The sequence below is a fragment of the Sellimonas catena genome (genome assembly GCF_027924685.1).
In the GTDB taxonomy this organism is placed as follows: domain Bacteria; phylum Bacillota; class Clostridia; order Lachnospirales; family Lachnospiraceae; genus Sellimonas; species Sellimonas catena.
Genome location: NZ_BSBO01000008.1, coordinates 13,637 through 37,016, shown reverse-complemented (window position 1 = coordinate 37,016; position 23,380 = coordinate 13,637). Strand labels below are relative to the sequence as shown.

Below are 23,380 nucleotides of genomic sequence, written 5' to 3'. Positions count from 1 at the left end.
CTCCGCTCCTAATCCAGATAGTCTCTTAATTTACGGCTGCGGCTTGGATGGCGCAGTTTTCTCAGTGCCTTGGCCTCAATCTGACGGATACGTTCTCTTGTAACATCAAACTCTTTACCGACTTCCTCCAGTGTCCTTGCCCGGCCGTCGTTCATTCCAAAACGCAGTCTTAAGACCTTCTGTTCTCTGTCTGTCAGTGTATCCAGCACTTCATTGAGCTGTTCCTTTAACAGTGTGGCGGCAGCAGCTTCCGCCGGAACCGGCACATTATCATCCTGAATGAAATCACCAAGATGGCTGTCCTCTTCTTCCCCGATCGGTGTCTCAAGAGACACCGGTTCCTGTGAAATCTTCAAAATCTCTCTGACACGGTCCACAGGCATGTCCAGTTCTTTTGCAATCTCTTCCGGAAGCGGCTCTCTTCCGAGCTCCTGAAGGAGCTGTCTGGATACCCGGATCAGTTTGTTGATCGTCTCCACCATATGAACAGGAATACGGATCGTTCTCGCCTGGTCCGCAATCGCTCTCGTAATTGCCTGACGGATCCACCAGGTCGCATAGGTACTGAACTTAAATCCCTTCTGGTAATCAAACTTCTCAACCGCCTTGATCAGACCAAGATTACCTTCCTGAATCAGATCCAGAAAGAGCATTCCCCGCCCGACATAGCGCTTTGCAATGCTGACTACAAGACGGAGGTTCGCCTCTGCCAGTCTCTTTTTGGCACTCTCATCGCCTTCCGCCATTCTTTTGGCCAGATCAATCTCTTCTTCTGCACTTAAAAGAGGAACCTTTCCGATTTCTTTCAAGTACATACGCACCGGATCCTCAATGCTGATCCCATCCGGCACAGACAGATCGATCTTTTCCATATCGACCTCTTCCTCTTCTTCTGCAAGAATCAGATCGTCAATATCTGCGTCCAGGTCATCATCATTTCCAATACGCAGCACATCGATGTTCATTGCCTCCAGATACTCATACACCTTTTCCATCTGCTCTGAAGATAATTCCAGATCAGCCATAAAATCACTGATCTCCTGAATTTCCAGAACTTTCTTTTTCTTTTTTCCAAGTTCGACCAGCTCTTTCAGCTTTTCCTCAAATTTTGCTACGTTTTCTTCCATGCTTTTGTCCATCCTCTCATCGCTTGTTCTATACTTTTATTTTATGGATATCTGCATCTGATACAGTTTCTGCAGATCCTTTTTGGCTTCCATGAGCTTCTGAAGACCTTTGATATCCGTCGGGTCCAGCGCTCTTCCCGCTTCTTCAATACTGTGGTTTTTCACCTTGATCACCGTCTCTTTGAGAGCCTTTTCCTGCTCCTCTTTCGTGGATAGCTCACGAATCTTTGTATGAAACAGTGATGCGGCCTCCCGATGCTCTTCCTCATCCGTAAAGTGATTCAAAATGCGGGCAGGATTGAGATCTCCCTCTTCATACTGCTCATAAAGCAGTGAGGCAACTTCCTTATACAGGCTTCCGGTGAAATCGTCCGGTGTAATGTAATTCTTCACCTGAGAAAATACTGTCATATCATCAATCATCCAGGTCAGAAGGATCTTCTGGGACTTCAGATTTCCGTCTTCCTTCTCCTTGACAGCCGCAGTCTGCTTCGGCCGTCTGGCCGGTGCTGCCAGCCCCTTCTCTATAGCCGTCTTTGCCACCAGCTTTTTCAGATCCTCAAAGGCTACTTTATATGCTCTGGCAACCGCCTCGGTATAATTATCCCTTTCAATCTGCTCTTCAAATTCTCCAAGTCTTGCCGCTGCCTCTTTCATGAAACCGGTCTTACCTTCCGGGGAATTCATGTCATACTGACGTTCCAGCACCTCCAGACTGTACATAAACCCGTTTCTGGCTTTGCTGATCCGCTCTTCAAAAGCCGCCGCACCCAGATTTTTGATAAACTCGTCCGGATCCTTATACGGATCCATCCGGATCACTTTCGCCGTAATGCCCGCCTCTTTCAGAATCGGCATCGCTCTCAGGGCTGCCTTCGTTCCTGCCTCATCGCTGTCATAAGTCAGATATACTTCCTGAACGTACCGCTTAATTAAAGATGCATGTCCAGGTGTAAATGCAGTCCCGAGGGAGGCAACTGCATTGGTAAATCCTGCCTGATGAAGCGCAATCACATCCATATACCCTTCGCACAGCAGAAAATAAGGCTTTCTGGAACTTCTTGCACGGTTCAGCCCGTAAAGATTTCTGCTTTTATCAAAAATCGGAGTCTCAGGGGAGTTCAGATATTTCGGTTTCCCGTCACCCATGACACGGCCGCCGAATCCAATAACACGGCTGTTTGCGTCCATGATTGGAAACATCACACGATTCCAGAATTTATCATGAATTCCTTGTTTCTCATCGACACTTGCAAGCCCGGACTGCACGATCAGCTCATCCGAATAGCCCTTCAACTTCAGGAATCTGCTCAGATCATCGCTGTATTTATTTGCATATCCGAGCCCGAAGTGCACGATGGTCTCCTCTGTCAATGCTCTGTCGGTCAGATATTGATAGGCCTGCCGCCCTTTTTCCGACTTCAGCTGTGCAAAATAATATTTCGCTGCAAGCTTGTTGATCGCAAGAAGCGTCTCTCTTAAATCTGCTCTTTCTTTTGCCTCTTTGGAATACTGTTCCTTCGGCAGCTCCACTCCCGCTCTGTCCGCAAGATAACGGAGCGCTTCGGTAAATGAATAGTGCTCATATTCCATCAAGAATGTAAACACATTTCCTCCTGCCCCGCAGCCAAAGCAGTAGTACATCTGCTTGTCCCGGCTGACAGAAAAGGACGGGGATTTTTCATTGTGAAACGGACAAAGTCCAAAATAAGAATTTCCTTTTTTCTGCAGTCTTACATAAGAAGAAATCACGTCTATAATATCGTTTTTCATTCTTACTTCTTCTATCACGTCATCTGAATAATACACGTCTTTCCCTTCCTTCTTGCCTGTGTACATTCTCCTACAAATTATATATTCGACAAAAGATGTTGATTTCCTTTTTCTTTTTTTAATTTTTTCAAAAAAGCGATGAAAGACTGTTTTTTATTTCTCTTTTTCTTCAGAAAGCCGCCTGCGGATTGCTTCTACTACCGTCTCAAGCACTTTGATTCTCGCATAGTACTTATCATTTCCTTCTACAATAATCCAAGGTGCAGACGGGGTTGATGTTTTCACGAGCATCTCTTCAACAGCTCTTTCGTAGAGATCCCATTTTTCCCGGTTTCTCCAGTCTTCGTCCGTAATCTTCCACTGTTTCGCCGGATTTGCCTGGCGTTCTTTAAATCTCCGCTCCTGTTCGTCTTTATCGATCTGCATCCAGAATTTCATTACAATCGCGCCGGAATCCGCAAGCTGTTCTTCCATATCATTCATTTCCTTATAGGCACGTTTCCACTCCTGCTTTGTGCAGAATCCTTCAATCCGTTCCACCATCACCCGTCCGTACCAGGTCCGGTCAAAAATGGTAATATGTCCTTTCTTCGGCATCTTAATCCAGAATCTCCACAGGTAATGATGCTTTTTCTCCCAGTCGTTCGGAGCTGCCGTCGGAATCACGACATATCCCCTCGGATCAAGTGCCTGAGTCAGCCTCTTGATGGCACCGCCCTTTCCTCCGGCGTCCCACCCTTCAAATCCGAGGATCATCGGAATTCTTCTGCGGTACAACTCCCCATGAAGTTTTGTCAGTTCTTTCTGAAGCTTTTTCTTTTTCTTCTCATATTCTTCTCTTGTGTAGGACAGGGACAAATCAGCTTTATTCAATACAGACTCTACCGGCTTTTCATCCAGTTCCGATGCTTTTTCTTCTTCCTCCGGCTTCCGTTCCACCGCAGCTTCCAGAGCCTTGATCACCGTCTTGTAAATCTTGACGGCAGCATATCTCTTATCCGTTGCCTCCACGATCGTCCAAGGAGCAAAGTCCGTATCCGTCTTTGCCAGCATCTCTTCGTTCACCTGGAGATATGCATCATATTCCTCGTTTCTGCGCCAGTCATTTCCTGTCACTCTCCATTCACTTTCTCTGGAAGATGTCAGCTTTTCAAACCGCTTTTTCTGCTCCCTTTTACTGATATAAAGGAAAAGTTTAATAATCACCATACCGTCATCAGTCAGTTCTTTTTCAAAATTCTGGATAGTATGGTATGCTTTGGCGACTTCCCCTTTGGACATCTGATTTTCAAACCGCTCCCCAAGCACCTTCCGGTACCAGCTCGTGTCAAAAATAGATATCTTGCCCCGCTCCGGGATCTTCGTCCAGAAACGCTTCATGTAAGGATAGAACTTTTCTTCTTCTGTTTCTTTTTTGACTGCAAATACTTCAAAGCCCCGCGGGTCCAATGCCTGGATCAGCTTGCCGATCTGCACTCCTTTTCCAGACGCATCCAGGCCTTCAAATACTATCATCACCGGAATTTTGGCACTCTGGCAGGCTCTCTGCAGTTCCCCAAGCCTGATCGAAAGTGTCTGAATCTCTTCTTTGTATTCCGGTTTCTTCATTTTTTTCGACAAGTCAATTTTCTCTAACATCGTCCTTCCTCCTCATGCTACAAAATAATTATATTTTTTTGTTGACATTCCTTCTGATCTGTAGTAATATATCTTTCGGACGGTCGAAAGACAGTCACATGCGGAAGTGTCGGAACTGGCAGACGAGCAAGACTAAGGATCTTGTGACTATTGCAGTCGTGTGGGTTCAAGTCCCATCTTCCGCATCTTGAAAGCAGAGTGCTGCAGGTCAGGCTCTGCTTTTTTGATCAGAATGTGTTATTTTCTATTATAGCACGATCTGATGATAAATTGTATCTATTGATTAAAAAATATACATTTTTCAATTATTTTTAATTTTTATATTGACATTTTCTTTTACTTGTAGTAATATAATTTACGGACAGCCGATAAGGCAGTCACATGCGGAAGTGTCGGAACTGGCAGACGAGCAAGACTAAGGATCTTGTGACTATTGCAGTCGTGTGGGTTCAAGTCCCATCTTCCGCATTTTTCATTATTCAGCTGAAATCCTCATTTTATGCAGGATTTCAGCTTTTTCTTTTTGAATAAAGGAAGGTTTTTAGCTTCCACTCTTTCCGCACTCCAAAACAAAAAAGCAGAAAGAAATCTTTTTTTCTTTCCGCTTGTCTTTTCGCTTCTTTCTTTATTATTATGACAGGCTTCTGACGTACGCTGCCGCCCAAATCGCAGCAACCGCCCCGTCACTTACCGCTGTGGCCGCCTGTCGTACAAGTTTGACACAGATATCCCCCGCCGCATATACCCCCGGCAGATTCGTCTCCTGTTTTTCGTTGGTTACAAGATACCCGTCTTTTTTCTCCAGTTCCGGATAGAGCGATGTATTCGGCGTTGAACCAGCATAGATATAGACCGCACATCCCGGCGCCTCAATCCACTCCTGCTCTTTCGTATGTTCATCTTCAATAACAATTCGATCCGCCTGCCCCTCTCCTTCAATCCGGGACAGTCTGCTGTGAAGGCGCACCTCCATATTCGCCGTCCGTTTTACTTTCTCTGTAAATTCCGGAATTGCTCCCAGCGTATCTTCAAAGTGGATAATCGTTACTTTAGAAGCAAATTTCGAAAGAAAAAGCGCTTCTTTCACCGCTCCGTCTGCTCCGCCCACAACAAATGCTTCTCTGCCTTCGTACTTCTTTGCATCTTTTGCCGGATTCAGCCCTGTTCCACGTCCCGCAAATGTATCTTCTCCCGGAATACCAAGCTTTCTTGGCGTCGTTCCTGCTGCAATGATTACCACCTTCGCTTCGTATGTCGTTCCTTCTGTCACGATCCGTTTTACCTCTCCGGAAAGATCTGCTTCTACTACTTTTTCCATTGCAATTTCGATTCCCGCACGTTCGGCCTGTTCCTTCAATCTGAGGGAAAAACTCTCACCTGTTTCGTCCGCAAGAATTCCTGCATAATGAGTGACAGTCGACACACTTCCAAGAAGTCCTCCTACCTTTTTCTGTTCTAAGACAATGGTTTTTAACCCTCTGCTTGCGGCATATACCGCACTGCTGATTCCTGCCGGCCCCGCTCCAATGACACAAATATCGTACATTCTATTTCCTCCGCTTCTATTTTCTTTTCAGTGATGATCATAACACAGAGTTTCAATAAAGAAAAATGATATATTCTTATTATTTCATAATTTCAGTTTATTATTCATATCCTGCAAGCCGGATACAGCCAGTCTCGGAACCACATTTTCAGGCATCAAAAAAAACAGAGGAGGTTTCCTCTGTTTTTCCAGTTCTATCTTAAGCCTGATTTGCTTTTGCAAGTTCTGCTAATGCTGTAAATCCTTCCGCATCGTTGATTGCCATATCCGCAAGGATCTTTCTGTTGATCTCTACACCTGCAACCTTTAATCCATGCATCATCTTGCTGTAGGATAATCCGTTCATTCTTGCTGCCGCGTTGATACGAGCGATCCAGAGCTGACGCATCTGACGTTTTCTCTGCTTACGTCCTGCGTAGGAGCTTGCAAGAGCTCTCATAACAGACTGTTTTGCAACTCTGTACTGTTTGGAACGTGCTCCTCTGTATCCTTTCGCCAGTTTTAATACTCTATTATGTTTCTTCTTTGCGTTCATTCCGCCTTTAATTCTTGCCATGTCTTACTCCTCCTTCTATTCTTCCAACTCTTATAAGTATGGTAATACTTTCTTCATGTTCTTTACATTTGTAGAATCAGTAATGATAGATTTTCTAAGATTTCTTTTTCTCTTAGTAGATTTCTTTGTTAAGATATGGCTCTTGTAAGCTTTATTTCTCTTTAACTGTCCTGTTGCTGTTTTTTTAAAGCGCTTTGCAGCTGCTCTATTTGTTTTAATTTTTGGCATAATAATGATCCTCCTTAAATTATAAAATTTATTTTTAACGTTTTTCAGTTAAAACCATGCTCATGCTTCTTCCTTCCAGCTTTGCCGGCTTTTCTACAACCGCAATCTCTTTCAGGTGTTCCGCAAAATCATCCAGAATATGTTTGCTCTGCTGCATATGAGCCATTTCACGTCCGCGGAAACGAAGTGTAACTTTTACCTTATTCCCTTTCTGGATAAACTTCCTTGCATTGTTTACTTTCGTGTTCAAGTCATTCGTATCAATATTTGGAGATAATCGAACTTCTTTTACATCTACAGTCTTCTGCTTTTTCTTTGCCTCTTTTTCTTTTCTTGTCTGCTCGTATTTGTATTTGCCGTAATCGATAATCTTGCATACCGGCGGCTTTGCTGTTGGAGCAATCTTCACGAGATCAAGCTCGGCTTCCTGCGCGATCTTCTGCGCTTCTCTTGCAGACATAATTCCTAATTGTTCTCCATCCTGTCCGATCAGCCGCACTTCTCTGTCGCGGATCTGTTCGTTAATCATTAAATCGCTAATTGTTGTACACCTCCATGTTTGAATACTCATTCCTTGCCATAAAAAAATGGATAGCACAGACTATCCACATGATCTATCTTTACAAACCGGGCTCTCTGATATAAAATATAGAGATAACGATTGTAATTCTATATCAAACCATCAGTCACTCTTTCGTGCTGCGGTGAGAGTGGATACTCTGCTTTCTTTTCACACAGCTGTTATTCTAGCACAGCTTTCTTTTTCTGTCAAATACTTTTTTTTTGGAAATCTGATCTTTCTATTTTTCTCTTGTTTTTTACACGTCTCTGTGACATAATATACACACTCACTTTAAAGTGATAAAAAAATAAATTGTTGGGAATTTGGGGGTACAAATGAAAGAAAGAAGTAATTTTTCCAGCAGGCTCGGCTTTGTTCTTGCTGCGGCCGGATCTGCTGTAGGTCTTGGGAATATCTGGCGTTTTCCCTATCTGGCAGCACAATACGGCGGGGGAACTTTCCTTCTGGTTTATCTGATTCTTACTGTCACTTTTGGTTTTTCTCTGATGCTTGCGGAAATCGCCATCGGACGAAAAACCGGATTAAGTGCCATTGGTGCATTCAAAAAACTGGATCATCGTTTTGGGTTTCTCGGAATTCTGGCATCCCTTGTGCCGATCATCATCTTTCCTTATTATTCCGTAATCGGCGGATGGGTTACAAAATATCTTGCAGTCTTTTTGACAGGAGGAGGAAAGTCAGCTGCAGCCGATACCTATTATACTGATTTTATCGCTTCTCCTGTCGAGCCGCTGGGCTGGTTTTTTCTTTTTCTCGCCGCCACAGCTGTTATTGTCCTTCTGGGCGTGGAAAAAGGAATCGAAAAGGTCAGCAAGTTTATGATGCCTGTACTCGTAATCCTGACAGTCGGAATTGCGGTATACTGCATCACACTGCCAGGAGCCGGTGAAGGCGTCGCCTACTATCTGAAACCGAACCTGAAAGATTTTTCAACCAAAACCGTCCTCGCTGCCATGGGACAGCTGTTTTACTCTATGTCCCTTGCCATGGGAATCATGGTAACATATGGCTCCTACATGCAGAAAGACAATAACCTGGAATCTTCCGTACGGCAGATCGAAATTTTTGACACCGGCTTTGCGTTTCTTGCCGGTCTCATGATTATCCCTGCTGTATTCGTCTTTTCCGGCAAGGACGCTCTTCAGACAGGTCCCGGCCTGATGTTTGTCACACTTCCAAAAGTATTTGCAAACATGCCTTTCGGAGAGTTGATCGGAGCTGTATTTTTCCTCCTTGTATTGTTTGCCGCACTGACTTCTTCCATCTCCCTGATGGAAACGATTGTCTCGATTATCTGCGACAGACTGCACTGGACCCGGAAACGTTCAGCGCTTACCGTAGCCGTATGCGCACTGATTCTCGGCGCTCCTTCTTCTATGGGATTTGGGCCGTTAAGCTTCGTCAAAATTCTGAATCTTTCGATTCTGGACTTCATGGATTTTATCAGCAACAGCGTGATGATGCCTGTTGTAGCCTTTTTCACCTGCATTTTTGTAGGTTTCTTTATCAAACCGGAGGCTATCGGCGAAGAAGTACGTCTGAGCAGCAGAACATTCAAAAGCGAAAAGCTTTTCTCTGTCATGATTAAATGGATCGCTCCGCTTTTCCTTGTCGCAATCCTGCTAAGCTCCGTATTTCACTGGGTATAGTTTAAAAAGAGTTCTTTGGCGGGCACAGTATTATTCGATACTGTGCCCGCTTTTTTGCATACTTTTTCTCCATTTCGGAAAAACTCCATACTGAAACAGGAAAAACGGAGGAACAGTCTAATGAAGATTTCCAAGATGATACAGGAAAATATTTCTTATATTAATGAAATCCTTCCGGTAAAAGAAAGCTTTGACATTATAGAACGCGATATGATCATCGGCGGACGTGAAAGCTGCTTTTTCTTTATCGATGGATTTATGAAAGATGAAGTCATGTCCAAAGTTATGGATACGCTCTTTAAACTCACACCGGAAGAAATGCCGAAAACGGCGACCGAGCTTTCCAGAACAATGATCTCGTATGTAGAAATCGATACTTTTTCAGAATATGATGAAATTATAAAGAATATTTTATCCGGAGTCTCCTGTCTTTTTGTAGACGGCTTTGAATCCTGCATTGCCATTGACTGCAGAACCTATCCTTCCAGAAGTGTGGACGAACCCGCACAGGACAAATCACTCCGGGGATCCAGAGATGGATTTGTAGAAACAATTGTCTTTAACACCGCATTAATGAGAAGAAGGATTCGCGATCCGCATCTGACTATGAAAATGACAGAAATCGGGAAGTCTTCCCGGACAGATGTCGCTCTTTGCTATATGTCTGACCGGGTAGATCAGAACCTGCTTTCACTTCTTACACAAAAACTGGAATCAATGCAGGAAGAAGATCTGAAAATGAATCAGCAGAGTCTTGCCGAGCTTCTCTTTAAAAGAAAGTGGTATAATCCATTTCCGAAGTTCAAGTATACAGAGCGTCCGGATACTGCTGCCGCCTGTCTTCTGGAGGGAAAAATCATTCTGCTTGTAGATACCTCTCCTTCCGCGATGATTCTGCCGACATCTATCTTTGATATGATCGAGGAGGCAAACGATTATTATTTTCCAACACTGACCGGGATTTATCTGAAGATTTCCCGCGGTCTGATTACTCTGATGACCATTTTTCTCACGCCACTTTTCCTGCTTTTTATGCAGAATCCGCAGTGGATACCGGAAATTTTCGATTTTGTGCTTGTGAGGTCTACTGTAAATATCCCCTTGTACTTTCAGCTTCTGCTGCTGGAGCTTTCCATTGACGGACTGCGGCTGGCAGCTCTCAACACACCCAGCATGCTCAGTACTCCTCTCAGTGTTATCGCCGGTATTGTGATGGGGGAATTTTCCGTTCAATCCGGATGGTTTAATTCCGAAATCATGCTTTACATGGCCTTTGTTGCTGTGGCAAACTATACCCAGCCCAATTTTGAACTGGGGTATGCATTAAAATTCATGCGCCTTCTTCTTCTCACGCTCACGGCCTTATTTGACTGGATCGGTTTTGCGGCGGGGTGCATCATTATCGTGTGTTCCATCTGTTTTAACCGTACGGTTTCCGGACGAAGCTATCTGAATATCCGCAGGAATTAAATTACAGCCTCCAGCATAAAATCTTTTGCTTCATGCCTTGAAAAATGGTATGATAAGTAAAAAGCAGGATGAGGAGGTTACAGCAATGAGAGAGTTTGTTATTACTACGGACAGCACCGTCGATCTTCCAAAAGAATGGCTGGAAGAGCGTAATATTCCGACGCTGAAATTATCATATACCATTGACGGCGAAACCTATCCGGATATGGAGGGGATTTCAAAAAAAGAATTTTTTGACCGCATCAGAAGAGGTTCTCTTCCGACTACGTCCCAGGTGACACCAGGTCAGGCAAGGGAACTGTTTGAACCTATCATAAAAGAAGGCAAAGATATTATCCACATCGGATTTTCTTCCGGATTAAGCGGAAGCCTGAACAGTGAACGGATGGCCGCGCAGGATCTGATGGAAGACTATCCTGAAGCACGGATCACCGTGATCGATTCTCTTTGTGCATGTCTTGGCGAAGCACTGCTTCTCTACTATGTTCTGAAGCTTAAAAAAGAAGGGAAAACTTACGATGAGATCGTGGCCTGGGCAGAGGAGAACAAGCTTCACGTCTGCCACAATGTTACAGTGGATGATCTGAACCATCTGCACCGGGGAGGCCGTGTTTCCAAAGCTACCGCCGTCCTTGGAACCATGGTAAAGATCAAGCCTATGATCCACATGGACAATGAAGGAAAACTCAGTGTCATCGGAAAAGAACGGGGACGCAAGCGCTCCCTGCACAAGATCGTCGATATCATGGAGGAGCAGATGAAGGGCTGGGACAATGAAATTGTCATGATCACACATGGCGACTGTGAAGAAGACGCCCAGTATGTTGCCGGTCTGATCCGGGAAAAATACGGAATTGATAATATTCTGATCAATGTCATCGGGACTGTTATCGGAAGCCATACCGGTCCTGGCGTTGTTGCCACGTTCTGCATGGGAAATAAAAGATAACATTTTTACGGGACTCTGCATGAATGCAGAGTCCTTTTTCGGGCACATTTTCTCAATCTATCTTCTGTTTATTCTCAGGAAAATCCTACTATTCTATTGACATCTTTTCATTTCTTTTGTAATATAACAGTGATATATAGCAGTGTTATATAAAGGGGATCCGCATGAATGAAACAAAACCAGACACATTGCAGGCTATCCTGACAGCAGCAATGGACGAATTCCTGGAAAAGGGATTTCAATCAGCTTCTCTTAGGAATATCGTAAAACAGGCTGGTGTAACCACCGGAGCCTTTTACGGATATTTTTCCAGTAAGGAAGCTCTGTTCGAAGCTCTCGTCGGAGAACAGTATGAGTATTTCATGAACTGCTTCTGCAGCGCTCAACAGGAATTCGCTTCTCTTCCGGCGGAAGCTCAGCCTGATCAGGTAGGCATCACGTCCGGCTCATGTATGCGCGAGATGCTTTTGTATGCCTATTCTCATCTGAAGGAGTTCAAATTGATTCTCTGTCATTCCACAGGCACACGCTTTGCCGGTATGATTGATGAAATGGTAAGAATCGAGCTTCAGGCGACTCATGACTATCTGAATGTGCTGAAGTCACTTGGAAGACCCGCACCGCCGATTGATGAGCATCTGGAACACATCCTTGTGACCGGAATGTTTAATGCTTTTTTTGAGCTTATTATCCATGAAATGCCGCTTCCAAAAGCGGAAAACTATCTCGAAGAGATGCGGGAATTTTATACTGCAGGATGGCTGAAGATTATGGGGCAGTAAGCCCTGTAATTTTTATCCAGAGGTTAGTTTGTGCTAACTTTTTTATAGCGGACTCCGGCTGCTTCTCCGTTCCTGTATGTTCCGGCCGGGCTTGGCAGGTATTCGGACAGCATCCGACACTTTTTATAAGGAGGTTTATCATGAAAAAACAGTCAAATTTATCGCGGCTTTTGTCCTATGCCGGCGGTCACAAAATCCTGACATGGCTTTCATGGATTTTGTCAGTGGTCAGTGCGCTTCTGGCACTTGTCCCTTTCTGGTACATCTGGCGTATCATCCATGATCTTCTGGAAGCAGCCCCTGATTTTTTCAGGGCAGACCAGACAGCGTCCTATGGCTGGAGTGCTGTGCTTTTTGCAGTACTTTCTGTTCTGGTCTACATTGCTGCGCTGATGTGTTCTCATCTTAGCGCATTCCGGATTGCTTCCAACATCCGGAAAGAGCTCCTGCGCCATATTGCTTCTCTCCCGCTTGGCACCATCGAAAAATACGGCAGCGGAAAACTCCGCCGAATTGTCAACACATCCAGCGCCGCCGCGGAGACATATCTTGCCCACCGTCTTCCGGACAAGGCCGGAGCCATTGCAACTCCCGTTGGTCTTCTCTTTCTGCTTCTCGTATTTGACTGGCGTCTCGGGCTTTTAAGTCTCATCCCTGTCATACTCGGCTTTCTGATTATGATGAGAATGACCGGGCCGGATATGGAGGCAAAAATGAAAGAGTATCAAAACGCCCTCTCAGACATGTCCAATGAAGCGGTAGAGTACGTCCGCGGTATTCCTGTTGTCAAGACCTTTGGCCAGAGTGTCTATTCCTTCAAACGGTTCAAAGCTTCCATTGACAACTATGAGAAATGGGTGATCGCCTATACGAAGACGCTGCGGCTTCCAATGATGTTTTATACCACAGCCATCAACGGCGTCTTTGCCTTTTTGATTGCAGGCGGAATCTTTCTGTCCAGAAACGGCGTCTCAAACGACCTTCTTCTGAATCTGATTTTCTATATTATTATTACGCCGGTAATCGGAACGACCCTGACCAAAATCATGTTCATGAGTGAAGATGCAATGATTGTCACGGACGCCCTCTCCCGCATCGATACCATCCTAGATGAAAAGCCCCTTGCCGAAAGTGCTGCCCATACAATCCCTTCCAGCCATTCTATCACTCTGGAACATGTGACATTCAGTTACGACGGCCAGAAAGATGCTCTCAGCGACCTTTCCCTGTCCATTCCATCCGGGCAGGTCGCCGCCCTGGTTGGTCCTTCCGGCGGCGGCAAAACAACGCTTGCCGGCATCGCTGCCAGATTCTTTGATCCTCAGAAAGGCCGGGTGCTGATCGGAGATGTGGATATCCGGCAGATTTCAAAAGAAGATCTGATGAATCAGGTATCCTTTGTCTTTCAGAACAGTCGGCTGATCAAGTCCTCCATTCTGGAAAATGTCCGGATGGCAAGGCCTGATGCTTCCCGGCAGGAGGTATTTCAGGCACTGGAAGCCGCCCAGTGTATGGATATCATCGAAAAGCTTCCGGACGGCATTGACACGGTCATCGGTGCGGACGGCATCTACCTGTCCGGCGGTGAACAGCAGCGGATCGCCATTGCCCGGGCGATTTTGAAAAACGCGCCTGTCCTGATCCTGGATGAGGCCACCGCATTTGCGGATCCCGATAACGAAGTCCGTGTACAGCAGGCACTCTCCACACTCTCCAGAGGCAAGACCGTGCTCATGATTGCCCATCGGCTTTCTTCCATCACCGGAGCAGACTGTATTTATGTCATGCAGGATGGGAAAATCACGGAAAGCGGCACTCACGCAGAACTGCTTCAAAAAAACGGACTGTTTGCCCATATGTGGCGGAACTATTCCGAAGCGGCGGAATGGAAAATCGAAAAGGAGGAGAACGTATGATTCAGAAATTACAAAGACGATTTGCATTATCCCGTCAGGGAGCCATTGACCTGATCAAAGGTTGTCTGGCCTGTGTCCTGCAGGATCTTTCCTTTATGTTTCCGGTCGGACTTTTATACCAGTTTGTGCTTGACATGATGGCCGGAGGCGTAAACGGCAGCCGGATCCTCTTTTATCTGGCAGGATGTGCCGCATGCCTGGTTCTGATTTTTGTCGTCACCTGGTTTCAGTATAATGCCACTTATCTGGCAACCTATGTGGAAAGCGGTGTGCGGCGGATCTCGCTGGCCGAACAGCTCCGGAAGATCCCCCTCTCCTTCTTCGGAAAAAAAGATCTCGCCGATCTGACCAATTCCATCATGGGAGACTGTGCCACCTTGGAGACTACGTTTTCCCACTATGTGCCCGCCCTGTTCGGATCCTTGATTTCAACCACCCTCGTTGCGGTCTGCCTGCTGTTTTTCAATGTAAAAATGGCCCTTGCCGCGATCTGGGTCCTTCCTGTTGCCTTTGCCATTACTCTCTTTTCTGCCCGGATTCAGGAATATTTCAACCGGAAAGCGGTGGCTGCCAACGTTGCACTGGAGAAGGGCGTCCAGGAATGTATCGAAAGTATGCAGGATCTGAAAGCATATAACGCAGAGCACCGCTATCTTACCGGTCTGTACCGAAAAATCGACGAGTCGGAAAAACGCCATATTGTAACGGAGCTTGGCACCGCCCTTTTTGTCGTATCTTCCACCCTGATTCTGAAATTTGGAATCGCCACCACCGCTCTGACCGGATCCGTGCTTCTGATCCGCGGGGAGATCGATATTCCTCTGTTTTTTATGTTTCTGCTTGTAGTATCCCGTATTTACTCTCCGCTGGAAGGCGCACTCCAGAATCTGGCCGCCGTCATTTCCAGCAGGACAAATATCAGCCGTATGAACGAGATTCTCGATCACCCGGTACAGACCGGAAGCAAAGACCTGACCAACAAAGGATATGATATCCGCTTCGATCATGTAGGCTTCTCCTACAATACCGGAGAAACCATTTTAAAAGACGTATCCTTCACTGCAAAGCAGGGGGAAGTTACTGCCCTGGTCGGCCCGTCCGGCGGCGGCAAGACAACCGTCTCCCGTCTGGCTGCCCGTTTCTGGGATATTCAGCGTGGAACCATCACCGTGGGAGGTATGGACATCTCCAAAGTGGATCCGGAAACACTGCTTTCCTTTTACTCCATCGTCTTTCAGGACGTGACCCTGTTTAATAATACAATCATGGAGAATATCCGGATCGGACGAAAAGACGCCACAGACGCTGAAGTCCTGGCTGCCGCAAGACTGGCAAACTGTGAAGAGTTTGCTCTCCGGCTTCCGGACGGTTACAACAGCATGATCGGAGAAAATGGATGCGAACTTTCCGGCGGTGAACGGCAGCGTATCTCCATCGCACGGGCCTTTCTGAAAGACGCCCCGATCATTCTTCTGGACGAGGCCACCGCAAGTCTGGACGTCGAGAACGAAACGCTGATTCAAAGCGCTCTTTCCCGTCTGATCAAAGAGAAAACTGTTCTCGTCATTGCACACCGTATGCGGACAGTAAGCGGTGCCGACAAGGTCGTGGTTCTTTCCGAAGGAACTGTTGCGGAACAGGGAACTCCAAAAGAACTTCTTCAGTCCGGCACTATCTACCCTCATATGGCAGGACTGCAGGACATCAGTCAGAGTTGGAAGCTGTAATCAACCACATATTTAAAACGGACAGCATACCCGTTAACGGTATGCTGTCCGCCTGATATGATTTGCGGATTCATCTGTTATTGATAGATCGGATATCTGCCGCAGATGTCGGTCACCGCCCTGCGGATCTGATCCGCGTTCTTTTCAAAATCAACTGCTGCAAGACGAATCAGCCCTGCGATCTCTTTCATTTCCGGTTCTTTCAATCCCCGTGTTGTCACTGCCGGCGTACCGATCCGGATACCGCTTGTGATCCCCGGTTTCTGCGGGTCGTTCGGGATTCCGTTCTTATTGACTGTAATATACACTTCATCCAGCCGGTTCTGCATCTCTTTTCCGGTCAGATTCATCTTTCTTAAATCCACCAGCATCAGATGATTGTCCGTGCCGCCGCTTACGAGGTCAAATCCCTCTTCCAGCATGGCCTCCGCAAGAGCATGGGCATTCTTCACGATCTGTTCCTGATAGTTCCTGAACTCCGGCTTCAGCGCCTCACCAAAGCAGATGGCCTTTGCCGCAATCACATGTTCCAGAGGTCCGCCCTGTGTGCCCGGGAATACAGCCTTGTCCACCTGCTTTGCATATTCTTCCTTGCAGAGGATCAGACCTCCCCTCGGGCCTCTTAATGTCTTATGAGTCGTGGTGGACACCACATCCGCATATGGAACCGGGCTCTGGTGAAGTCCCGCTGCAACAAGCCCTGCAATATGCGCCATATCGACAAAGAGGTATGCGCCCACTTCTTTTGCAATGTCCGCAAACAGATCAAAACGAATCTCTCTTGGATAGGCGGACGCACCTGCTACAATCATCTTCGGTTTACATTCTTTTGCAATTTTGCGGATCTCATCGTAATCAAGAAAACCATCCTCACCGACATTGTATGGTACAAAATGATAAAGCTTTCCGGACTGGTTGACCGGAGAACCATGGGTCAGATGCCCGCCATGATTCAGGTTCATCCCCATCACCGTATCCCCCGGCTGAATAAATGCCTGATAAACCGCCATATTGGCCTGTGCACCGGAATGAGGCTGTACACAGGCATGTTCCGCCCCAAACAGCTTCCTGGCCCGTTCGATTGCCAGTGTCTCAATCTCGTCTACATGTTCGCATCCGCCATAATAGCGTCTTCCCGGATATCCTTCCGCGTACTTATTGGTCGGCACTGTTCCCATCGCAAGCATGACCGTCGGACTTACAATATTCTCCGACGCAATCAGCTCCAGATTTCTCCTCTGACGTGCCAGCTCCGCTTCCAGTCCCTTTCCCACTTCCGGATCATACTGACTGATATAATCCATGACTTCCTGTACCAGATTCATTACACATCCTCCTTCTTATTTTGTTGTACTGCCCAAACCTCCATTTCTGATGCCGTCAGCATCGTCATCGAGGGTGATGCCATATTCCACAAAGATTCCCTGCATAAATCCTTCTCCTGCTTTCAGCTCCACAGTTTTTCCCTCATTGGTATCATTGGTCAGTTTTGCGAAAATATGCCCTTCATTGTCTGAGTAGTAATAATCACTGTCAATGATACCGACCGTATTGTTGAGCTGAAGGCGGTACTTGAACCCAAGGCCGCTTCTCGGATAACATTTCAGCACCCATTCCTCCTCCATCCAGACACGGATGCCGGTCGGGATTTTCACCGTCTCTCCCGGTGCAAGCGTGACCGGATACGGGGCGAAGAAGTCATATCCCGCAGAGCCTTTTGTTGCCCTTCTCGGAAGCCTGATCTCTTCATACACCTTCTCTGCCTCCTCTGCGGTCAGAATCCCCTCTGTCCCCTCCAGGAACTGTTCTTTACTTACTTTCTGAAATTTCGCGATTCTTTTCATCGTGTTCTCCTTTTTCTGCCTTATTTTACAAGTTTTGCATTAATTTCATCATACTATTCTGAACGCAGAAAGTCAAATTCAATTCTGAATTCCGGGTGCTCCTTTGAATATTCTACAATAAAAAAAAGATCAAAAACAAATCTTCTGCTTCTGATCCTTTTTCCTGGTTTATTCTAATTTCCACATTCAATACTGATCTCATTAAAGAGTTCCAGAATCGTATCGACTGTTGTCTCCTCTTTTTCTTTCCCTGATCTGTCAAGAATACAGCGTCCCTGATGCATCATCAGCATCCTGTTGCCGTATTCTACCGCATACCGGAGATTATGTGTGACCATGATGGTCGTAAGCTGCTTTTCTTTTACAATCTTATCGGTCAGTTCCATAATGGTCTCCGCCGTCTTCGGATCCAGCGCCGCCGTATGCTCATCCAGAATCAGAAAATCTATCGGGGTCATCGTGGACATCAGAAGAGCCATGGCCTGGCGCTGGCCGCCGGAAAGGCTTCCGACTTTGACGTCCATCTTATCTTCCAGTCCCAGGTTGAGCTGCCGGAGCAGTTCCCTGTAATGCTCTTTCCGTCCTTTGTTGATCCCTCTTCCAAGTCCATAAAACTTTCCTTTATTGTCCGCAAGAGACATGTTTTCCAGAATCGTCATGGACGGGCATGTTCCCATGGCAGTGTTCTGATACACTCTTCCGATTCTACGGTTCCTTTTATATTCTTTCATTTTTGTGATATCTTCACCGTCCATCAGGATCTGCCCCGACTCCACCGGGATACTTCCGCAGAGAATATTCAGCATGGAAGTCTTTCCGGACCCGTTGCTTCCTACAACAGAGACAAACTCTCCTTCCCGGACAGTCAGGTTGAAATCCTGAAACAGACACATTTCATTGATAGTGCCCGGATTATAATATTTCGTAATTCCTCTTAATTCAAGCATTTCCTTTTACCTTCTTCTTTCTTTCCATTCCGATGATCAGTATGATCAGGAACAATACTGCCGTGATCAGCTTCATATCCTGCGGTTCAAAGAACTTCAGCGCTGCCGCAACACAGGCCTTATAGATGACGGAACCAATCAGAACCGCCGTGGTTGCTTTCATGAACGTCAGGCTCTTGAACAGGCTGGTTCCGATAATCACGCTTGCAAGCCCGATAACAATCGCACCGGTACCGCTGGAAATCTCAAACACTCTTTGTTCCTGACAGAAAATACTGCCCGAGAGACATACAAGTCCATTCGCAATAGCAAGACCGAGGATCTTGACATTTCCCTGATCCTTGGCAAGGGACGTCACAAGATTTGCGTTATCGCCCACCGCCCGGAGCAGAAATCCCGATTTTGTCTTCATATACAGATCAAGAATGATTTTGGCAATCAACGCAATCACCAGGGAAATCACACACACTTTGTAAGAAGAAAGAGATCCCGTAAAAATTCCATCCATCAACTCGTTATCAAAAATACTCTTTTCTCCAAAAATCGGCACGTTTGCTGTTCCGGCAAGTCGAAGATTGATCGTCCAGAGCGCGGTCATCATGATAATTCCGGACAGCAGATCCCGGACCTTGAATTTTACATGAATCAATCCCGTACAGACTCCTGCCAGTACTCCTGCCCCAAAGGAAATCACCAGAGTCAGATACGGATTGACTCCTTTGACAATTAAAGCCGCCGTCACGGCAGAACCCAGAGGGAAACTGCCGTCCACGGTCAGATCCGGAAAATCCAGAATCTTGTAAGTGATATAGACTCCAAGTGCCAGGATCCCGTAAATCAGGCCCTGCTCTACTGTTGTTACAATAAGGTTCATCTGTCTGCCTCCCGTTTTCTTCCTTTATGATGCGGAAATTTCATCGAAACTTTCCACCGCCTGGCTTACCAGGCTTTCATCCAACGTAATTCCAAGATTTTCCGCTGCTTTTGTATTGACATAAAGTCCAGGTTCTGAAATTGTCTCGTAATTCATTTCGGACGCTTTCTTTTCTCCCTTTAATACCTGCGCCGCCATCTTTCCGGTCTGCTTTCCAAGTTCGATATAATCCAGTCCCTCTGCTGCTACACATCCAAGTTTTACCTGCTCAATTTCACTTCCAAATACCGGTATGTTCTGTGCGTTCGCCTTGTCAAGAATCGTCGCAAGGGAATTGACGACAGTATTGTCCGTCAAGTTTGTCAGACAGTCCACTTCGCTTAAAAGCTCCTCAGTTGCAAGAGAGATATCCGCTGTCTGGGTCACGCCTTTTTCTACAATCTCAAAGTCATAATCTCCTGCCAGCTCTTTGTATGTTTCCAGCGCAGATACGGAATTTGCTTCACTTGTTGTATAGAGAATTCCGATCTTTTTCGCGTCCGGAAGAATCTGACGGATCATTTCCAGCTGCTCCTTAATCGGAAGCTCGTCACTTGTTCCTGTCACTTCTCCAACCGGAGTACCATCCTCATCAGCCAGCTTTGCAGCTACCGGATCTGTCACAGCTGTATAAATCACAGGAATGTCTGCATTCAACGCAGAGTTAAATGATGCCTGAGCACTTGGTGTCGCAATTCCGCAGATCAGATCTACTTTGTCGGATACAAATGCATCACTGATCTGTTTTGTCGTTCCCTGATCCGCTGCCGCGTTTTTATATTCAATTTTCAGATTCTTTCCTTCTTCAATACCTTCTTCTTTCAGTCCTTCTATAAAGCCTTCTCTGCAGTTATCCAGAGATCCATGCTCCGCAAACTGGGAAATACCAATTGTATATTCCGCATCTCCCGAGCTGTTTCCATCACCGCTTCCACATCCTGCCAGAAGTCCCATTGCCATCACTGCACTTAATAATACGGTTACCATTTTCTTTTTCATATTGTTTTCTCCTTTTCTACTACATAAAATATGATGATTCTTCCGGATGTTGTATGCCAAACATCCGGCCCTTGTCAGTAAGAAAGGAAGTGGAACCCTTCAAAGAAGTCTGTAAATCTTTTCTTCAAATAAAAATCCGCCCCAAGCTTCTGCTTGAGACGGTAATAATCATCTTATTATCGCGGTACCACTCAAATTGGCATCTGATGCCCACTTTCTCATGTACTAACATACACTCCTGATTGATAACGGGTTCGGTTCCCGACAAACCATACTTGCCATGCGGCTTTCAGGCTGCCCTCGAAAGTCCATTCAATCATCTGCTCCATACAGCAGTTCCACCATCTGCCGCTCTCTGTGATTTCGCCTGATGATCTACTCCTCTTTCTCATCGGTTTAAAATATAAATCTTGGGTATACTTTATCACACTGCTTTACTGCTGTCAAGAAATTTTTTTATTTCTTCTGCAATCTGCCCTGCACTCTTTCCGTCTGTGGAAACTTCCAGATCCGCCGCCCTCTTATAATATGGCTCTCTTTTATCCAGCAGTTCACGGATGTACTCCGGCGTCTTGTTCTGTTCCAGAAGCGGCCTGTCATGGCTGTCCTTTACTCTTTCATAGATCGTCTCAGGGCTGGCGGTCAAAAGGACTACAATGCCGCACGCTTTCATGGCCTCCACATTCTCGTCCCTCAGAGGCACACCGCCGCCGCAGGAGATAATGGTTCCTTCTCTTTCTTTCAGATTTCTCAGGAACCCGGTCTCGCACTGCCGGAAATAGGTCTCTCCCATCTGTGCAAAGATCTCCGGAATCGGCATCTGTTCCATGTCTTCGATTGCCTGATCCATATCGATCACATCCATATGCAGGAGTTCTTTCAGACTTCCTGAAATCGTTGTCTTGCCTGTCCCCATAAATCCGGTTAAAAATATGTGCTTCATCCTGTTTTCCGCCTTCCGTGATAGATTGACTTTCTTTTTCTCATTCTTTATAATCTTACCATAATCAATACCAGATAGAAAGAGGGAATCCCTATGTCATTACAAATCAGCGGGCATACCGGACTTTTAGGCTTCTTTGCCGATCCGGCGTCCCATTCCAGATCCCCATTGATGTACAACACGGCTTTTGAGAAACTGGGACTGGATTACGTGTATCTTGCATTTCAGATCGACCAGACAACACTTCCGGATGCTGTTCAGTCCATGCGTACCCTTCGGATGCGCGGAGCAAATGTTTCCATGCCGAACAAGACTGCTGTCATGCAGTATCTGGACGAAATCTCCACAGAAGCACGTCTCTGCGGCGCAGTCAATACCATTGTGAACGACAGCGGGCATTTGACCGGTTATAACACCGATGGAAGCGGCGCTATGCTGGCTCTTTCCGAGGCGGGCGTTTCTGTTTCAGGAAAGCATCTTGCCATCCTCGGTGCCGGAGGTGCCGGCACTGCCATTATCACACAGGCGGCACTGGACGGCGTTTCAGAAATATCTGTTTTTGTCCGAAAGTCAAGCTTCTGGAAATCCGAAGCATTTCTTGAGAAAATCCGGAAAGAAACCGGATGTCAGATTTCACTTCTGGATATCGGGGATCCTGCTGTCTTGAAACAGGAACTTGTCCGTGCCGATATTCTGATCAATGCCACCAGCATCGGCATGGAACCGAATACAGATGCCTGTCCGATTCCCGGACCGGAGTTTCTGAATGAAAGTCTCTTTGTCATGGATATTATCTACTCTCCGGAAGAGACAACGCTGCTTCGGTACGCCAAAGAAAAAGGACTGCCATGCTGCAACGGCCTTGGCATGCTTCTCTATCAGGGTGCGGCAGCATTCCGCCTGTATACCGGGGAAGAACTTCCGATTGAGGATGTAAAAAAAGCATGGGGCGTGGAAACACTCTGACGCTTCCACGATACGAAAAAGAGCAGATCCATCATCTCGCATGGAATCTGCTCTTTTTTATTACTCATTTACTTTTCAATCCTGACTGCCGTACCATTTGCGGACACTCCCAAAATATTGTTGGAAAGGGTAATATAATCAAAATCCACTCCGATCAATGCATTTGCACCGATCTTTTTTGCATTCTTTACCATTTCCTCATAGGCATTCCGCTTTACCTCTTTCATCTTGTTAGATGCGGTCGTTGACCTCTCTCCAAATAAATCCGTTAATTCCATGGAAAATTCACTGAAAAAACCGGTACCCAGAACAACATCACCGCTCACAATTCCAAGATAGGATTCAATTCTGTATCCTTCAAACGAATATCCTGTTGTGGCAAGAAATGCATCCTCGGAATCACAGAAAGAGAAAACATCAATCCCCTCCTTACTGAGATCCTCCTGTGATCTTTCCAATGCTTCGTCCGTGTACTGTTTGACTTTTGATTTCGTATCCGGATCTTTACACCGGTCCAGCAGTTCTACAGACAGGGAGATACATTGTTGTGATTCCCGGTTCTTTTTTGCCTGATTAATTTTTTTCAACAGATCTCCGCACGTATTGCATACTGTGAAGCTGCATCCGGTATACGGTTCTGTTCCGCCTCCAAGCATTTTGAAATTGGATCCGCAGATATTACAGTTTCCCATAACTTTTTCCTCCTTTGCAACATTTTCTTTATCAGAACCCGGTTCTAAAACGGTGTTCCTACCATATCGTACGGTGTCACATGATATACGTTCAAATTTACTAGGTTATCTTTTAGGAGATTTGTTTAACAG

21 protein-coding genes, 2 tRNA genes and 1 other annotated feature are annotated in these 23,380 nt (G+C 46.0%); of the genes, 9 read left to right on the top strand and 14 right to left on the bottom strand.

The window, feature by feature from the left end:
• Positions 1-8: 8 nt before the first annotated feature.
• The 3 genes from rpoD to pap all read right to left on the bottom strand — a co-directional run bounded on the left by rpoD (position 9) and on the right by pap (position 4,538).
• A complete protein-coding gene (gene rpoD, locus Selli1_RS05195; protein WP_281845845.1) occupies positions 9-1,127 on the bottom strand; it encodes an RNA polymerase sigma factor RpoD in 1,119 nt (372 codons plus the stop codon).
• A gap of 36 nt (positions 1,128-1,163) precedes the next feature.
• Positions 1,164-2,936: a DNA primase gene (dnaG, locus tag Selli1_RS05190; protein ID WP_138372463.1), complete on the bottom strand. Its 1,773-nt coding sequence runs from the start codon at positions 2,934-2,936 to the stop codon at positions 1,164-1,166.
• A gap of 117 nt (positions 2,937-3,053) precedes the next feature.
• Entirely contained in the window at positions 3,054-4,538 is a 1,485-nt protein-coding gene (pap, locus tag Selli1_RS05185) for a polyphosphate:AMP phosphotransferase (RefSeq protein WP_087168251.1), read from the bottom strand.
• 100 nt (positions 4,539-4,638) lie between these two features.
• Between pap and Selli1_RS05180 the strand changes: the two genes are divergently transcribed.
• Positions 4,639-4,723: transfer RNA gene (locus Selli1_RS05180), tRNA-Leu, on the top strand.
• Between the two features lie 198 nt (positions 4,724-4,921).
• Positions 4,922-5,006 (top strand) — tRNA-Leu (locus Selli1_RS05175).
• Between the two features lie 163 nt (positions 5,007-5,169).
• Here the strand turns inward: Selli1_RS05175 and Selli1_RS05170 are convergent.
• The 4 genes from Selli1_RS05170 to infC all read right to left on the bottom strand — a co-directional run bounded on the left by Selli1_RS05170 (position 5,170) and on the right by infC (position 7,397).
• Complete coding sequence (locus Selli1_RS05170) at positions 5,170-6,084, bottom strand: NAD(P)/FAD-dependent oxidoreductase (protein ID WP_281845846.1); 915 nt, start codon at positions 6,082-6,084, stop codon at positions 5,170-5,172.
• A gap of 199 nt (positions 6,085-6,283) precedes the next feature.
• Positions 6,284-6,640: a 50S ribosomal protein L20 gene (gene rplT, locus Selli1_RS05165; protein ID WP_087168253.1), complete on the bottom strand. Its 357-nt coding sequence runs from the start codon at positions 6,638-6,640 to the stop codon at positions 6,284-6,286.
• Positions 6,641-6,670: 30 nt separating this feature from the next.
• Entirely contained in the window at positions 6,671-6,868 is a 198-nt protein-coding gene (rpmI, locus tag Selli1_RS05160; protein WP_087168254.1) for a 50S ribosomal protein L35, read from the bottom strand.
• Positions 6,869-6,902: 34 nt separating this feature from the next.
• Positions 6,903-7,397 (bottom strand): translation initiation factor IF-3, encoded by a 495-nt coding sequence (gene infC, locus Selli1_RS05155; RefSeq protein WP_087168255.1) that lies wholly within the window; start codon positions 7,395-7,397, stop codon positions 6,903-6,905.
• A 368-nt stretch (positions 7,398-7,765) separates the two neighbouring features.
• Between infC and Selli1_RS05150 the strand changes: the two genes are divergently transcribed.
• From Selli1_RS05150 to Selli1_RS05125, 6 genes are all read left to right on the top strand, one after another.
• Entirely contained in the window at positions 7,766-9,100 is a 1,335-nt protein-coding gene (locus tag Selli1_RS05150) for a sodium-dependent transporter (RefSeq protein ID WP_087168256.1), read from the top strand.
• A gap of 120 nt (positions 9,101-9,220) precedes the next feature.
• A complete protein-coding gene (locus Selli1_RS05145; RefSeq protein WP_281845847.1) occupies positions 9,221-10,570 on the top strand; it encodes a spore germination protein in 1,350 nt (449 codons plus the stop codon).
• An 85-nt stretch (positions 10,571-10,655) separates the two neighbouring features.
• A complete protein-coding gene (locus Selli1_RS05140; protein WP_118635956.1) occupies positions 10,656-11,519 on the top strand; it encodes a DegV family protein in 864 nt (287 codons plus the stop codon).
• 164 nt (positions 11,520-11,683) lie between these two features.
• A complete protein-coding gene (locus tag Selli1_RS05135) occupies positions 11,684-12,301 on the top strand; it encodes a TetR/AcrR family transcriptional regulator (RefSeq protein ID WP_087168259.1) in 618 nt (205 codons plus the stop codon).
• A 140-nt stretch (positions 12,302-12,441) separates the two neighbouring features.
• A complete protein-coding gene (locus Selli1_RS05130; protein ID WP_281845848.1) occupies positions 12,442-14,217 on the top strand; it encodes an ABC transporter ATP-binding protein in 1,776 nt (591 codons plus the stop codon).
• On the top strand, positions 14,214-15,944 hold the full coding sequence (locus tag Selli1_RS05125; RefSeq protein WP_204863584.1) for an ABC transporter ATP-binding protein: 1,731 nt from the start codon (positions 14,214-14,216) through the stop codon (positions 15,942-15,944). Before Selli1_RS05130 ends, Selli1_RS05125 begins: the two co-directional genes overlap by 4 nt.
• A 77-nt stretch (positions 15,945-16,021) precedes the next feature.
• Here Selli1_RS05125 and Selli1_RS05120 read toward each other — a convergent pair whose 3' ends face one another.
• The 6 genes from Selli1_RS05120 to Selli1_RS05095 form a co-directional block, all read right to left on the bottom strand.
• On the bottom strand, positions 16,022-17,263 hold the full coding sequence (locus tag Selli1_RS05120) for a serine hydroxymethyltransferase (RefSeq protein ID WP_281845849.1): 1,242 nt from the start codon (positions 17,261-17,263) through the stop codon (positions 16,022-16,024).
• 21 nt (positions 17,264-17,284) lie between these two features.
• Positions 17,285-17,788, bottom strand: coding sequence for a dCTP deaminase/dUTPase family protein (locus Selli1_RS05115; RefSeq protein ID WP_087252792.1), 504 nt, complete (start codon positions 17,786-17,788; stop codon positions 17,285-17,287).
• 173 nt (positions 17,789-17,961) lie between these two features.
• The gene (locus tag Selli1_RS05110) at positions 17,962-18,735 is read right to left on the bottom strand and encodes an ABC transporter ATP-binding protein (protein WP_087168263.1); all 774 of its coding nucleotides are present in this window, start codon (positions 18,733-18,735) and stop codon (positions 17,962-17,964) included.
• Entirely contained in the window at positions 18,728-19,609 is an 882-nt protein-coding gene (locus tag Selli1_RS05105) for an ABC transporter permease (protein WP_087168264.1), read from the bottom strand. The genes Selli1_RS05110 and Selli1_RS05105 overlap by 8 nt, the downstream gene beginning before the upstream one ends.
• A gap of 24 nt (positions 19,610-19,633) precedes the next feature.
• Positions 19,634-20,647 carry an ABC transporter substrate-binding protein gene (locus Selli1_RS05100; RefSeq protein WP_191436169.1) on the bottom strand — a complete coding sequence of 338 codons (1,014 nt, stop codon included), beginning with the start codon at positions 20,645-20,647 and terminating at the stop codon, positions 19,634-19,636.
• Between the two features lie 151 nt (positions 20,648-20,798).
• Positions 20,799-21,048, bottom strand: a binding site (T-box leader).
• Positions 21,049-21,071: 23 nt separating this feature from the next.
• Entirely contained in the window at positions 21,072-21,590 is a 519-nt protein-coding gene (locus Selli1_RS05095; RefSeq protein ID WP_281846007.1) for a shikimate kinase, read from the bottom strand.
• Between the two features lie 93 nt (positions 21,591-21,683).
• On the opposite strand from Selli1_RS05095, the gene aroE reads away from it, so the two are divergent.
• Positions 21,684-22,556, top strand: coding sequence for a shikimate dehydrogenase (gene aroE / locus Selli1_RS05090; RefSeq protein WP_281872436.1), 873 nt, complete (start codon positions 21,684-21,686; stop codon positions 22,554-22,556).
• A 68-nt stretch (positions 22,557-22,624) separates the two neighbouring features.
• On the opposite strand, the gene Selli1_RS05085 is transcribed toward aroE, so the two are convergent.
• Positions 22,625-23,248, bottom strand: a complete 624-nt coding sequence (locus Selli1_RS05085) for a YbjQ family protein (protein ID WP_281872435.1) — start codon at positions 23,246-23,248, stop codon at positions 22,625-22,627.
• Positions 23,249-23,380: the final 132 nt, after the last annotated feature.

Bases quoted from the DNA above. Each gene is read 5' to 3' on its own strand.
- Selli1_RS05170 (WP_281845846.1), bottom strand. From the start codon at position 6,084: ATGTACGATATTTGTGTCATTGGAGCGGGGCCGGCAGGAATCAGCAGT.
- Selli1_RS05145 (WP_281845847.1), top strand. From the start codon at position 9,221: ATGAAGATTTCCAAGATGATACAGGAAAATATTTCTTATATTAATGAA.
- Selli1_RS05085 (WP_281872435.1), bottom strand. From the start codon at position 23,248: ATGGGAAACTGTAATATCTGCGGATCCAATTTCAAAATGCTTGGAGGC.
- Selli1_RS05135 (WP_087168259.1), top strand. From the start codon at position 11,684: ATGAATGAAACAAAACCAGACACATTGCAGGCTATCCTGACAGCAGCA.
- rpmI (WP_087168254.1), bottom strand. From the start codon at position 6,868: ATGCCAAAAATTAAAACAAATAGAGCAGCTGCAAAGCGCTTTAAAAAA.
- Selli1_RS05115 (WP_087252792.1), bottom strand. From the start codon at position 17,788: ATGAAAAGAATCGCGAAATTTCAGAAAGTAAGTAAAGAACAGTTCCTG.
- Selli1_RS05140 (WP_118635956.1), top strand. From the start codon at position 10,656: ATGAGAGAGTTTGTTATTACTACGGACAGCACCGTCGATCTTCCAAAA.
- aroE (WP_281872436.1), top strand. From the start codon at position 21,684: ATGTCATTACAAATCAGCGGGCATACCGGACTTTTAGGCTTCTTTGCC.
- Selli1_RS05105 (WP_087168264.1), bottom strand. From the start codon at position 19,609: ATGAACCTTATTGTAACAACAGTAGAGCAGGGCCTGATTTACGGGATC.
- infC (WP_087168255.1), bottom strand. From the start codon at position 7,397: ATGATTAACGAACAGATCCGCGACAGAGAAGTGCGGCTGATCGGACAG.
- Selli1_RS05110 (WP_087168263.1), bottom strand. From the start codon at position 18,735: ATGCTTGAATTAAGAGGAATTACGAAATATTATAATCCGGGCACTATC.
- Selli1_RS05125 (WP_204863584.1), top strand. From the start codon at position 14,214: ATGATTCAGAAATTACAAAGACGATTTGCATTATCCCGTCAGGGAGCC.
- Selli1_RS05095 (WP_281846007.1), bottom strand. From the start codon at position 21,590: ATGAAGCACATATTTTTAACCGGATTTATGGGGACAGGCAAGACAACG.
- pap (WP_087168251.1), bottom strand. From the start codon at position 4,538: ATGTTAGAGAAAATTGACTTGTCGAAAAAAATGAAGAAACCGGAATAC.
- Selli1_RS05130 (WP_281845848.1), top strand. From the start codon at position 12,442: ATGAAAAAACAGTCAAATTTATCGCGGCTTTTGTCCTATGCCGGCGGT.
- Selli1_RS05150 (WP_087168256.1), top strand. From the start codon at position 7,766: ATGAAAGAAAGAAGTAATTTTTCCAGCAGGCTCGGCTTTGTTCTTGCT.
- rpoD (WP_281845845.1), bottom strand. From the start codon at position 1,127: ATGGAAGAAAACGTAGCAAAATTTGAGGAAAAGCTGAAAGAGCTGGTC.
- Selli1_RS05100 (WP_191436169.1), bottom strand. From the start codon at position 20,647: ATGAAAAAGAAAATGGTAACCGTATTATTAAGTGCAGTGATGGCAATG.
- rplT (WP_087168253.1), bottom strand. From the start codon at position 6,640: ATGGCAAGAATTAAAGGCGGAATGAACGCAAAGAAGAAACATAATAGA.